Raw genomic sequence first — 12,711 nt, 5'->3', positions numbered from 1 at the left:
TGTACACGCCCCCCGCGAGCCCTGCGCGCAACGCAAGCCCACAGACCGGATCATGCCGCTTGCGCGGATCCCCGAGCCGTCCCCCACCCGGACGGCTTGTCCGCTAATTTCCGCAACATCCTATTGGCAGAGCGTCGCGAATGAAATGCCCGCGATTAAGACAATCTTAATCATCGTTAACAGGATCGCGCCGTAACGCCTTAGCAATAAATGCAATTCTCCACCGAAACCCGGCCAATTGCGGCAACTTTTCGTCAATAAACGGGCGGATTTGCGCAAAACGGCCCAAACGTTTCGTTAACCATTCTCATGCTTGGGTGGAGGTGAAGTCACCGCCGGACCGGCGGAACCATCGCGCGATGCCGGGGCCTGCGCCATGACGCCTGAACTGCAACGGATGGACTGGATGCCCTCGCCCCCGCTTGCGCCCGTCGACAGCCCGCTCGACCTCGACCACCTCTCCCGGATGACGCTCGGCGACGCCGAGCTGGAACAGGAAGTGCTCGCGATGTTCGCCGAGCAGTCAGTCCGCCTGCTCGCGGCGATGACCGCGTTGCCGGCTGAGACCGGCGCGCTCGCGCACAAGCTCAAGGGCTCGGCGAGGGGGATCGGCGCCTTTGCGGTCGCTGACGCCGCCGCCAGCCTCGAGATGGCTATCCGGACCGGGCACGACCGGCCGCACGCCTTCGCCGCGCTGAAAGAGGCTGTGGCCGAGGTCCGCGCCGCGATCGCGGCGATCCTCAGGCACTAGGCTCCACCTCCATCATTGCGGGGGCCGTGCGCATTGGCCTTCTGTTCGGACGCATTTTCCTCCACGCGAGCTGGGATCCACTTCGCTTGAAAACGCTATAGCGCGGCCCTGATCGACCCGTTATAGGACAGCCCGGATACTCCTTTTTCCCCAACATCGCGGCAGCACGAGCACACATGGCCAAGATTCACTTTATCGACCACAAGGGCGAAACCCGCACGGTGGAAATCGAGAACGGCGCAACCGTGATGGAAGCTGCGATCCGCAACAGCATTCCCGGCATCGAAGCCGAGTGCGGCGGCGCCTGTGCCTGCGCGACCTGCCATGTCTATGTCGACGAAGCCTGGCGCGAGAAGGTCGGCAGCCCGACGCCGATGGAAGAGGACATGCTCGACTTCGGCTTCGACGTGCGCCCAAACTCGCGCCTGTCCTGCCAGATCAAGGTCTCCGACGATCTCGACGGGCTGGTCGTTGCGACGCCGGAGCGTCAAGCCTGATCGTCTCTCGCCAGATCAAGCGCGCGGCGGCGCGACCTCGATGCCGCGCTTGTGCCAGGGCCTGAGCCTCTCGATCACCTCTGCGCTCAGCGGCACCGGCCGCCGCGTCGCCTCGTCGAGCAGGACGCCGACCGACGTCGCCGAGGCAATGCACTTCCCGTTCGAGAACACGACCTGCTCGAAGGTCACTGAGGTGCGCCCGAGCTTGACCACGCCGAGGCCGAGCTCGATCGTGTTCGGCCAGTGCAGCTCGGCGCGGAAATGAATGTCGAGCCGCACCATGATCCAGGCGAGGCCCGGCGGGGTCAGACCGTATTCGGGAAGCTTCATCAGCGTGACGCGGCCGGTCTCGAAATAGGTGGCGTAGACCGCGTTGTTGACGTGCTGGTTGGGATCGAGATCGCCGAAGCGGACATTGTCACTGAGGCGGTAGGGGTAGTTCTCGAGGCGCGGCGTCGTGTCGAGGCGGCTTGGTGCGTTCACCGGTTGATCTCCGTCATATCGCAGCCCGTTACAGCCCAGTTATCCTGACCCGGCAAGTGGGCGCGGCTGCGGGGCGCTCCCGCTTTTATGCCTTCCCTGATCCATCCCCGTTGGCTAGACAGGCAGGGTCACCTCTGCCCAACGGGCGCCGTCCAACCGATAACGACCGATAAAGAGACGACATGAGCGACGTGATCAAAACCGATGTGCTGATTATTGGCGCCGGCCCGTGCGGTCTGTTCGCCGCCTTCGAGCTCGGCCTTCTCGACATGAAGGCGCATTTCGTCGACATCCTGGACAAGGTCGGCGGCCAGTGCGCCGAGCTCTATCCGGAAAAACCGATCTACGACATTCCCGGCATTCCGCAGGTTTCGGGGCAGGGCCTCACCGATGCGCTGATGGAGCAGATCAAGCCGTTCCATCCGACTTTCCATCTCGGCGAGATGGTCGAGACGGTGGAGAAGATCGGCGATCCCATGTTTCGCTGCACGACCGATGCCGGCAAGGTGTTCGAATGCAAGGTGGTGGTGATCGCGGCCGGCGGCGGCTCGTTCCAGCCGAAGCGTCCGCCGGTGCCGGGGATCGAAGCCTATGAAGGCACCTCGGTGCACTACGCCGTGCGCAAGATGGAGACGTTCCGCGACAAGAACGTGTTGATCGTCGGCGGTGGCGATTCCGCGCTCGACTGGACGCTCAACCTGCATCCGCTGGCAAAGCGCATCACGCTCTTGCACCGGCGCGACGAGTTTCGCGCCGCCCCGCACAGCGTCGAGCAGATGCGCGCGCTGGTGGCCGGCGGCAAGATGGATCTGAAGCTCGGCCAGGTCACTGCGCTCTCAGGCGCGGACGGCAAGCTCGCCGGCGCCACCGTCAAGGGCAACGACAACAGCATCACCGAGGTCGTCTGCGACACCATGCTGCCGTTCTTCGGCCTGACCATGAAGCTCGGCCCGGTCGCGAACTGGGGCATTGCACTGGAGAATAACCTGGTGCCGGTCGAGACATCCGCGTTCGAGACCAACGTTCCCGGCATCTTCGCCATCGGCGATATCAACACCTATCCCGGCAAGATCAAGCTGATCCTGTGCGGCTTCCACGAGGGCGCGCTGATGTCGCAAAAAGCCCATCGCTACGTCTATCCGGAGAAACGGCTCGTGTTCCAGTACACGACCTCGTCCTCCAGCCTGCAAAAGAAGCTCGGTGTCAACTGACAGCGAGGGGCAGGAACGCCATGCCCCATGTTTCTGGTGCTGGAACCGTTCGCGAAATCGCCGTAGTCTGCGGCCATTCCAGTTGCCGCTTAGCAAGGTGATCATAATGCGGAATCTCTTTTCCAGCTTTCGGCTGCTCCCGCTGCTCGCGATCGCGCTGTCGATCGGCGCGGCGAGCCCGGCTGCGGCGCAGGCGCAGCAGCCGACCGCCGCGGGTCTGTGGCAGAAGGTGGAAGACGGCAGGCCGGTGGGATGGTTTCTCTTCATCGACCACAACGGCATTTTCGAAGGCGTGATCGCAAAAACCTTCCCGCGGCCCGGCGACGATCCGAACGAGGTCTGCACCAAGTGCACCGATGATCGCAAAAACCAGCCGGTGCTCGGGCTTTCCTTCATCCGCGACATGAAGCGCGACGGTCTGAAGTATGAAGGCGGCAACGTGGTCAATCCGCGCGACGGCAACATCTGGAAGGCCAAGATGACGGTGAGCCCCGATGGCCAGACCCTGACCATGCGCGGCTTCCTCGGCATTTCCCTGTTCGGCAAGGACGAGACCTGGCAGCGCCTGCCGGACGCCAATTTGGCCCAGGTCGATCCCGCCATCGTCGCGAAGTATCTGCCTGCGCAGGCCGCCGCGACCAAGCCGGCGCCCACGCCTGCGGCGAAGAAGGGTGGCGCGATGATGGCGCCGGCGCCCAAGCAGTAAGCTATCTTCGCATCCCCCGAGAGGCGTCGCCCCGGCGATCTTGTCCCGACGGCCAGATTCGCCGAACGGCGCATTCCGTTGCGCCTTTCGGCCGTAGTTCCCCGGAATGCGCGTTGGCGCCGGATTTGCATAGCTCTCGCAAAGCTGCTGGGGGAACGAGTCGCAATGTCCATGCCTGCCTGAAGGCGTGGCCGGCGGGCGACGTCGTCTGTCCCTCGCGGCGCCATTATGATCCGCGGGAAGACGACATGCGATTTGCAACAATATGTGCCGCGACGCTGCTCACGCTGCTGACGAGCCCGGCGCTGGCGCGCGACGACGGCCGCTACGCCAACTCGCCGCTGAAACCCTGGTTCGAGAGCCTGCACAGCGAATACGGGCAGTGCTGCTCGGATGCCGACGGCTACGTCGTGGCCGATGTCGATTGGGAATCCGACAAGGGGCGTTACCGCGTGCATCTCGACGACGAATGGGTCGTGGTGCCCGACGGCGCCGTGATCACCGTGCCGAACAAGATCGGCCGCACCATGGTGTGGAAGCACTATGTCGACGGCCATCCGCGCGTGCGGTGCTTCATGCCGGGCAGCATGACGTAGAGCCGCAAGGTCGGGTCATCCTGGGCATCCACACGCTTCGTGCCGGAGCAAGAGCTGCTCAGCGGTTGCTTTCGCGTGCAGCCGGTGACTTACCGCCGCGCGGCGTTTGCGGCCATCCGGGATTCAGCGGTTGCACCGGTCAACCTGCTGCGCAGCGATCCGTTCAAGGAGCTGGTTCGCAGCGATGTCGCGCCGCAGTTGACGCGACGTTCGACGGTCCGGCTTCCAGCGAACGGCTGCGCGCGGCGATTGCGGACCTCATCACACGGAGCCTGCCGGTCACGTTCGGCGACATGCATCAGCTCGGCAGCCAGTGACCCTCAGGTCACCGGCGCCGGATTGAACAACGTGAGATCGTTGTGGATGCCCCAGCGGTCCGACCACGGCTTGGTGCGGCCGGAGGCGACGTCGAGGATCAGGCGGAACAGGTCCCAGCCGCATTCCTCGATGGTCTTCTCGCCGGTGGCGATGCTGCCCGCATCGAAATCGATCAGGTCCTTCCAGCGCCGAGCGAGCTCGCTGCGGGTCGCGACCTTGATCACGGGCGCAGCCGCAAGGCCGTAGGGCGTGCCGCGGCCGGTGGTGAAGACTTGCAGCGTCATGCCGGAGGCGAGCTGGAGCGTGCCGCAGATGAAGTCGGAGGCCGGCGTGGCCGCGAACAGCATGCCCTTCTGCGTCGCCTTCTCGCCGGGCGAGAGCACGCCGGTGATGGCGCTTGATCCGGACTTCACGATCGAGCCGAGCGACTTCTCGACGATGTTGGCGAGGCCGCCCTTCTTGTTGCCGGGCGTGGTGTTGGCGCTGCGGTCGGCGCCGCCGCGGGCGAGATAGGAGTCGTACCAGGCCATCTCGCGCACCAGCGCGCGGCCGACATCCTCGTTGATGGCGCGGCGCGTCAGCAGCTGGATGGCGTCGCGCACTTCGGTGACTTCCGAGAACATCACGGTGGCGCCGGCGCGCACCAAGAGGTCCGCGGCAAAGCCGACGGCGGGGTTCGCAGTGACGCCGGAGAAGGCGTCGCTGCCGCCGCATTGTAGGCCGATGACGAGGTCCGAGGCCGGGCAGGTCTCGCGCTTGCGGGTGTTGAGCACCTTCAGGCGCGCTTCGGCCTGGGTCATGATCGCATCGACGATCGCGCCAAAGCCGTCAAAGGCCTCGTCCTGCATGCGCACGATGGCGTCGTTGACGCCTTCCGGCACCAGCCGCTCGGGCGCGAGCTTCTCGCAGCCGAGGCCGACGACCAGAATCTCGCCGCCGAAATTCGGGTTGAGCGCGAGGTTCTGCAGTGTGCGGATCGGCACCACCGCGTCGGGCGCGGTGATGGCGACGCCGCAGCCATAGGCATGCGTCAGCGGGACGACGTCGTCGACGTTCGGATATTTCGGCAAGAGCTCGGCGCGGATGCGCTTGACCGCATATTCCATCGTGCCCTTGACGCATTGCACGGAAGAGGAGATGCCGAGGATGTTTTTCGTGCCGACCGAGCCGTCCGGATTGCGATAGCCTTCGAAGGTAAAACCTTCGAGCGGCGGCAGCGGTGCGGGAACGGCGGTGGAGATCTCGAGCTTGTCGAGGGCAGGGGCCTCCGGCATGCGGATGCGCGCCTCGTCCACCCATTCGCCGGCGAGGATCGGGGAGAGCGCGTAGCCGATGATCTCGCCGTAGCGGATGATCGGGGCGTCTTGCGCGATATCGACCAGCGCGGTCTTGTGCCCCTGCGGCACGAAGGCGCGCAGCGTCAGCCCGCTGGCAAAGCGGGAGCCGGCGGGGAGCCCGAAATCATTGACCACGATCGCGACATTGTCGCGCTCGTTGAGCTTGATGTAACGGGGCTGTTCTTTCGCCGCGACGTCCTGGTCCATGAGGACTCCGAAGTGTAGGGTGTTAGCGTAGCGTAACCCACCAAGGTCTCAATCCGCGGAAGCAGAAGAGGTGGGTTACGCCAGCGGACCGCGCTTCGCGCAGCCGCGGCTAACCCACCCTACGAAGCGGCTAACCCACCCTACGAAGTCAGCCCGTCAACCCGGATAGGTATAAGCCGTCTTCACCGTCGTGTAGAACTCGCGGGCATAGGAGCCCTGCTCGCGGGCGCCGTAGCTCGAGCCCTTCCGGCCGCCGAACGGCACGTGATAGTCGACGCCGGCGGTCGGCAGGTTGACCATCACCATGCCGGACTCGCTGTTGCGCTTGTAGTGCGAGGCGTATTTCAGGCTGGTGGTGCAGATGCCGGAAGCGAGGCCGAACTCGGTGTCGTTGGAGATGGCGAGCGCCTCCTCGTAATTCTTGGCGCGAATGACGGCGGCGACGGGGCCGAAGATCTCTTCGCGTGCGATACGCATGTTGTTGTTGGCTTCGGTGAACAGCGCCGGCTGGAGGTAATGGCCGGGGTTCTCGCGCTTGAGCAGCTCGCCGCCGAAGGCGAGCTTGGCGCCCTCGTCCTGGCCGATCTTGATATAGCGCAGATCCTGGTCGAGCTGGCTCTGATCGACCACGGGGCCGATATGCACGCCGGCCTTGAGCGCGTCGTCCACCGAGAGGCTGTTCAGCCGCTCGGCCATCGCCGCGACGAAGCGGTCGTGGATGCCTTCGGTGACGATCAGGCGGGAGGAGGCGGTGCAGCGCTGACCGGTCGAGAAATAGGCGCCGTTGACGGCGACTTCGACGGCGGTCTTGAGGTCGGCATCGTCGAGCACGACGAGCGGGTTCTTGCCGCCCATCTCGAGCTGGAATTTCTTCATCGGGTTCGACAGCACGCAAGCCTGCGCGATCTTGCGGCCGGTCTGCACCGAGCCGGTGAAGGAGATCGCAGCGACGTCAGGATGATCGAGCAGCGTCTGGCCGACCACCGAGCCGGAGCCGACCACGAGGTTGAACACGCCGGCGGGAATGCCGGAGCGGGTGATGATCTCGGACAGCGCATGCGCCGAGCCCGGCACCAGCTCGGCCGGCTTGAACACCACCGTGTTGCCGTAGCAGAGCGCGGGCGCGATCTTCCAGGCGGGAATCGCGATCGGGAAATTCCAGGGCGTGATCATGCCGACGACGCCAACCGGCTCACGGGTGAGCTCGACGTCGAGGCCGGGGCGCACCGAGGCGCCCTTTTCGCCGATCAGGCGCAGCGCCTCGCCGGCGAAGAACGCAAAGATCTGACCGGCGCGCGCGACCTCGCCGATGCCTTCGGGCAGCGTCTTGCCTTCCTCGCGGGCGAGCAGGCGGCCGAGCTCTTCCTTGCGGGCGAGGATTTCGGTCGAGATCTTGTTCAGCGCGTCGTAGCGCACCTGCGGGGTCGACTGCGCCCAGGCGGGGAAGGCGGCCTTGGCGGCGGCGATCGCCTTCTCGGTCTGCGCCTTGTCGGCCTTGGCGTACTCGCCGACGAGATCGTTGGTGTTGGAGGGGTTGATGTTCTTGGTGACGCCGGACCCGTCGACCCATTCGCCGCCGATGAAGTTCTTAAGGATCGCAGTCATGTTGTCCTCCGAGATAATTTTTAACGCACGAGGCAGGGACGCTTGTCGTCGAAGGTCCAGCCGGGGATCAGATCCTGCATGGCCATAGCGTCATCGCGTGCGCCAAGTCCATGCTTCTTGTAGAGTTCATGCGCGGCCTCGATGGCGGTGCGGTCGATCTCGATGCCGAGACCCGGACGGTCCGGGACCGCGATCCTGCCGCCCCTGATCTGGAGGGGCTCCCTGGTGAGCGCCTGGCCGTCCTGCCAGATCCAGTGGGTGTCGATCGCGGTGACCTTGCCGGGGGCGGCGGCGCCGACATGGGTGAACATGGCGAGCGAGATGTCAAAGTGATTGTTGGAGTGCGAGCCCCAGGTCATGCCGTTGTCACGGCAGGTCTGGGCCACGCGCACCGAGCCTTGCATGGTCCAGAAATGGGGATCGGCCAGCGGGATGTCCACCGCCCCAAGCCGCAGCGCATGGGAGAGCTGCCGCCAGTCCGTGGCGATCATGTTGGTTGCGGTCGGCAGTCCCGTGGCGCGGCGGAACTCGGCCATGATCTCGCGGCCGGAGAAGCCGGCCTCGGCGCCGCACGGATCCTCGGCATAGGCGAGGATGGCGTGCATGTCCTTGCAGAGGCTGATCGCTTCGTCCAGCGACCAAGCGCCGTTGGGGTCCAGCGTGACGCGCGCGTTGGGGAAGCGCTTTGCGATCGCGGTGACGGCCTCGATCTCCTGCTCGCCGCGAAGCACGCCGCCCTTGAGCTTGAAATCGGCGAAGCCGTAATGGTCGTGGGTGGCTTCGGCGAGCCGAACCACGGCCTCGGGCGTCATCGCTTCCTGGTGGCGGAGGTTGAACCATTCCGCCTTGCCGGTCTCGCCCGTGACATAGTCGAGCTTGCTCTTGCGCCGGTCGCCGACGAAGAAGAGATAGCCGAGCGTCTCGACGCTGGTGCGCTGCTGGCCTTCGCCGAGCAGGGCGGCGACTGGCAGGCCGAGATGCTGGCCGAGCAGGTCGAGCAGTGCGGATTCGACCGCCGTGACCGCGTGGATCATGACGCGGAGGTCGAAGGTCTGCTTGCCGCGACCGCCGGCATCGCGATCGGCGAAGGCGGTGCGGATGTCGGCCAGGATGTTGTTCATCGCGCCGACGGTCTTGCCGATCACGAGATCGCGGGCGTCCTGGAGAGTCTGCCAGATCTTCTGCCCGCCCGGCGCCTCGCCGACGCCGGTGTGGCCGGCATTGTCGGTGAGAATGACGATGTTGCGGGTGAAGAACGGCGCATGCGCGCCGCTCAAATTGAGGAGCATGCTGTCGCGGCCCGCGACCGGGATCACCTGCATCGCCGTGACGATCGGTGCGCCGGAGATTTCCGTGTGGGCCATCGCAGGCTCCTCCCTGTTGTCGCCTGTTATTCTGCAGCCTGTTGTGACGATCGTGCGGCGGGCAGCTTCTTCACCAGCGCGGCCAGCTCCGCGATCTCCTGCTCGGTGAGGTCGGTCAGCGGCGGGCGGACCGGGCCGGAATCGCGGCCGATCACCTTCATGCCGGCCTTGATGATCGAGACCGCATAGCCCTTCTTGCGGTTGCGGATCGCGATCAGCGGCAGGATGAAATCCTTGAGCCCGGCGTGGATCGCCGCATGATCGCGCTTGCGCACGGCGGCGTAGAAATTGGTGGCGAACTCCGGCACGAAGTTGAACACGGCCGAGGAATAGGTCGTCACGCCCATGTCGAGATAGGGCAGGGCGAAGGTCTCGGCGGTCGGCAGGCCGCCGACATAGGTCAGGCGATCGCCAAGCTTGGTGTAGACGCGCGTCATCAGCTCGATATCGCCGATGCCGTCCTTGTAGCCGACGAGGTTCGGGCAGCGCTCGGCAAGACGCGCGAGCGTGTCGGGCTGAAGGATGGCATTGTCGCGGTTGTAGACGATGACGCCGATCTTCACGGAGGCGCAGACGGCCTCGACATGGGCGGCAAGGCCTTCCTGCTCGGAATGGGTGAGGTAGGGCGGCAGCAGCAACAGGCCGTCGGCGCCAGCCTTCTCGGCGCCAATCGCGATCTCGCGGGCGATCGCAGTGCCATAGCCGGTTCCGGCGAGCACGGGCACGCGGCCCTTGGTCTCGTCGACGGCGACCTTGACGACTTGCGGAACCTCGGTCGGGGTCAGCGAGAAGAATTCGCCGGTGCCGCCGGCGGCAAACAGGCCTGCAACGTCATAGCCGCACAGCCAGTCCATGTTGGCACGGTAGGTCGCCTCGTCGAAGGAGTAGTCCGCCTTAAACGGCGTGACGGGGAAGGACAGGAGGCCCGATCCGATCTTCCGGGCCATCTCCTGCGGGGTCATCTTGCTCATGGGCGCTGCTCCCTTGCATCGTGTTGTGGAGGACGCAAGCAGAAGGCCGCGCGTCCATGCGCCGTGGTTTAGGAGACCGTTCGATGCGCGTCCAAGCCAAAGCCTATATCGACCGATGCGGATTGAGCATCAATCTTCCATCACCTCCGCGGAGGACAATTCGCCGGCGATTTTGACCAGGGCCGAGAGCAGCGGATTCTCGTCGTCGCGGCGCCAGACCATGAACAGCTCGACAGGGACACGGGTGCGCAACTTGAGCGGCCGCAGCCGCACGTCGGAGATCTTCAGGCTCGCGGCCGCCGCCGGCACGATCGCAAGGCCGAGGCCGGCCCGCACCATGGCAAGGATCGAGTGAATCTGGCTGAGATGCTGGACGTAGCGCGGCAGCACGTCCGCGCGAGTGAACAGCGCCACCAGGAGATCGTGGAAGTAGCGGCTCTCATAGGGCGAGTACATCACGAAGGGCTGGTCGTCGAAGTCCTTGATGGTGATGCCGTCGGCGTTCGCCAGCGGATGCTTCTTCGGGATGGCAGCCAGCAGCGGCTCGGCGACGACGCGGCGGCTGGCGAGCTCGGGCCGCGCGATCGGCGGCCGGAGCAGGCCGGCGTCGATCTGGCCCGAGGTCAGCGCCTCGAATTGATCGCCCGACACCATCTCCTTCAGCGAGAAGTCCACTTCGGGCAGTTTTGCGCGGCAGGCCGCGACCAGCTCGGGCAGGAATCCGTAAGCGGCGGCCGCGGTGAAGCCAATCTTGAGCGAGCCGGTCTTGCCAAGCGCGATGCGGCGGGCGACCTGGGATGCGCTTTCGGCAAGCTTGAGGATGCGGCGCGCTTCCGGCAGGAAGCTGCGGCCCGCCGGAGTCAGCCGCACCGAGCGGCTGGTACGCTCGAGCAGCGGCGCATCGATGATGTGCTCGAGCACCTGGATCTGCCGGGACAGTGGCGGCTGGGTCATGTTCAGCCGCGCCGCGGCGCGGCCGAAATGCAATTCCTCCGCCACCGTGACGAAACAGCGGAGCTGGTTAAGGTCGAACATCGATACATGCCTTAGATGGATAAGGCGTTTCTCCGGCACTTCTAGCATCGATCACCCCCAAAACAAAGACGGCGGCTTTTGAGGGCCGCCGTTGAGTTGCCTGGTCAAGCTCCCATGGGAGCCCTCAGGAGGAACGTTTGAGCACCACCCGCTCGATCTTGCCGACGATCACCAGATACGCGAAGGCGGCCACCAGCGCGTTGAGGCCGACGAACACCAGCGCGCCGTTGAACGAGCCGGTCGCGGCCAGGATGTAGCCGATCACGATCGGGGTGGTGATTGAGGAGAGATTGCCGAAGGTGTTGAACAGGCCGCCGGAGACGCCGCCGGCTTCCTTCGGCGAGGTGTCGGAGACCACCGCCCAGCCGAGCGCGCCGATGCCCTTGCCGAAGAAGGCGAGCGCCATGAAGCCGACCACCAGCGCCTGTCCGTCGACATAGTTGCAGGCGATGATCGACATCGACAGCAGCATGCCACCGACGATCGGGATCTTGCGCGCCATGGTCAGCGAGCCGGTCCTGCGCAGGATCGCATCCGAGATGATGCCGCCGAGCACGCCGCCGATGAAGCCGCACAACGCGGGCAGCGTCGCGACGAAGCCGGCTTGCAGGATCGACAGGCCGCGCTCCTTGACGAGGTAGACCGGAAACCAGGTCAGGAAGAAATAGGTCAGCGTGTTGATGCAATACTGGCCGAGATAGACGCCGAGCATCATGCGGTTGGAGAGCAGCTGGCGGATATGGTCCCAGCCGGAGCCGGCCTCGGGCGCACGCCCGCGCAGCAGATCGTCCTTGGGCGCATCGAGGTCGACCAGCGCGCCGCCTTCCCTGATGTACTCGAACTCTGCCTCGTTGATCGAGGGATGTTCTTTCGGGCCGTAGATGGTCTTGAGCCAGACGAGGCCCATGACGACGCCGAGCGCGCCCATCACGAAGAACACGTAGCGCCAGCCGTAGTCGTGGGCGATCCAGCCCATCAGCGGCGCGAAGATCACGGTGGCGAAATATTGTCCCGAGTTGAAGAACGCCGACGCGGTGCCGCGCTCGTTGCCGGGAAACCACGCCGCGACGATGCGGGCGTTGGCGGGAAAGGATGGCGCCTCCGCGACGCCGACCAGCAGGCGCAGCGCGAACAGCACGGCGATGGCGGCGCCGGCACTGAGGAAACCAACCCAGCCCTGCATCAGCGTGAACAGCGACCAGACGATGATGCTGAAGGCATAGACGAGGCGTGAGCCGTAACGGTCGAGCAGCCAGCCGCCCGGCACTTGGGCAATGACATAGGACCAGCCGAAGGCCGAGAAGATCCAGCCCATGGCGACGGGATCGAGATGCAGCTCCTTGGAAAGCGCGGGGCCGGCGATCGACAACGTGGCGCGGTCGGCGTAGTTGATGGTGGTGACCAGGAACAACATGGTCACGATGAACAGCCTGACGCGAGACCTCCTCACGTCCGCTGCGGACACCACTGCGCTCATCAGGCGCCTCCTTTACAACTCGAAACGTTTCCTCAAGGCGACTCCTAGAGGCGCGCGCGCCAAAGTGTCCAACTTGAAGGGGGTATCGATCGATGCCCTTTTTGGATTGATGGAACGGCGGGTGCCACACCCACCGCTGTCATTCCCCGCGAC

General features: G+C 65.1%; 12 protein-coding genes. 5 read left to right on the top strand and 7 right to left on the bottom strand.

Annotated features, from left to right (window positions below; genetic code table 11):
* Positions 1-376 precede the first annotated feature (376 nt).
* Positions 377-751 carry an Hpt domain-containing protein gene (locus AC5V87_RS27230; RefSeq protein ID WP_456837300.1) on the top strand — a complete coding sequence of 125 codons (375 nt, stop codon included), beginning with the start codon at positions 377-379 and terminating at the stop codon, positions 749-751.
* Positions 752-927: 176 nt separating this feature from the next.
* Positions 928-1,248, top strand: coding sequence for a 2Fe-2S iron-sulfur cluster-binding protein (locus AC5V87_RS27225; protein ID WP_456837301.1), 321 nt, complete (start codon positions 928-930; stop codon positions 1,246-1,248).
* Positions 1,249-1,263: 15 nt separating this feature from the next.
* Here AC5V87_RS27225 and AC5V87_RS27220 read toward each other — a convergent pair whose 3' ends face one another.
* On the bottom strand, positions 1,264-1,731 hold the full coding sequence (locus tag AC5V87_RS27220) for an acyl-CoA thioesterase (RefSeq protein ID WP_456837302.1): 468 nt from the start codon (positions 1,729-1,731) through the stop codon (positions 1,264-1,266).
* A gap of 182 nt (positions 1,732-1,913) precedes the next feature.
* Here AC5V87_RS27220 and AC5V87_RS27215 point away from each other — a divergent pair, with 182 nt between their 5' ends.
* The 3 genes from AC5V87_RS27215 to AC5V87_RS27205 all read left to right on the top strand — a co-directional run bounded on the left by AC5V87_RS27215 (position 1,914) and on the right by AC5V87_RS27205 (position 4,244).
* Complete coding sequence (locus AC5V87_RS27215) at positions 1,914-2,942, top strand: NAD(P)/FAD-dependent oxidoreductase (RefSeq protein ID WP_495368244.1); 1,029 nt, start codon at positions 1,914-1,916, stop codon at positions 2,940-2,942.
* A gap of 106 nt (positions 2,943-3,048) precedes the next feature.
* Positions 3,049-3,648, top strand: coding sequence for a DUF2147 domain-containing protein (locus tag AC5V87_RS27210; RefSeq protein ID WP_495368243.1), 600 nt, complete (start codon positions 3,049-3,051; stop codon positions 3,646-3,648).
* 248 nt (positions 3,649-3,896) lie between these two features.
* The gene (locus AC5V87_RS27205) at positions 3,897-4,244 is read left to right on the top strand and encodes a hypothetical protein (RefSeq protein ID WP_456837305.1); all 348 of its coding nucleotides are present in this window, start codon (positions 3,897-3,899) and stop codon (positions 4,242-4,244) included.
* 320 nt (positions 4,245-4,564) lie between these two features.
* On the opposite strand, the gene garD is transcribed toward AC5V87_RS27205, so the two are convergent.
* From garD to AC5V87_RS27175, 6 genes are all read right to left on the bottom strand, one after another.
* Positions 4,565-6,106 carry a galactarate dehydratase gene (garD, locus tag AC5V87_RS27200; RefSeq protein ID WP_456837306.1) on the bottom strand — a complete coding sequence of 514 codons (1,542 nt, stop codon included), beginning with the start codon at positions 6,104-6,106 and terminating at the stop codon, positions 4,565-4,567.
* Positions 6,107-6,262: 156 nt separating this feature from the next.
* Positions 6,263-7,711 (bottom strand): aldehyde dehydrogenase family protein, encoded by a 1,449-nt coding sequence (locus tag AC5V87_RS27195; protein WP_456837307.1) that lies wholly within the window; start codon positions 7,709-7,711, stop codon positions 6,263-6,265.
* 20 nt (positions 7,712-7,731) lie between these two features.
* Complete coding sequence (gudD, locus tag AC5V87_RS27190; RefSeq protein WP_495368242.1) at positions 7,732-9,075, bottom strand: glucarate dehydratase; 1,344 nt, start codon at positions 9,073-9,075, stop codon at positions 7,732-7,734.
* 26 nt (positions 9,076-9,101) lie between these two features.
* Entirely contained in the window at positions 9,102-10,046 is a 945-nt protein-coding gene (kdgD, locus tag AC5V87_RS27185) for a 5-dehydro-4-deoxyglucarate dehydratase (protein ID WP_456837309.1), read from the bottom strand.
* A 129-nt stretch (positions 10,047-10,175) separates the two neighbouring features.
* Complete coding sequence (locus AC5V87_RS27180) at positions 10,176-11,081, bottom strand: LysR family transcriptional regulator (protein WP_456837310.1); 906 nt, start codon at positions 11,079-11,081, stop codon at positions 10,176-10,178.
* A 124-nt stretch (positions 11,082-11,205) separates the two neighbouring features.
* Entirely contained in the window at positions 11,206-12,558 is a 1,353-nt protein-coding gene (locus AC5V87_RS27175) for an MFS transporter (RefSeq protein WP_456837311.1), read from the bottom strand.
* Between the last annotated feature and the right edge of the window lie 153 nt (positions 12,559-12,711).

The sequence above is a fragment of the Bradyrhizobium sp. SOJA106 genome (assembly GCF_059448745.1).
This window is presented reverse-complemented; position numbering and strand designations above follow the sequence as displayed.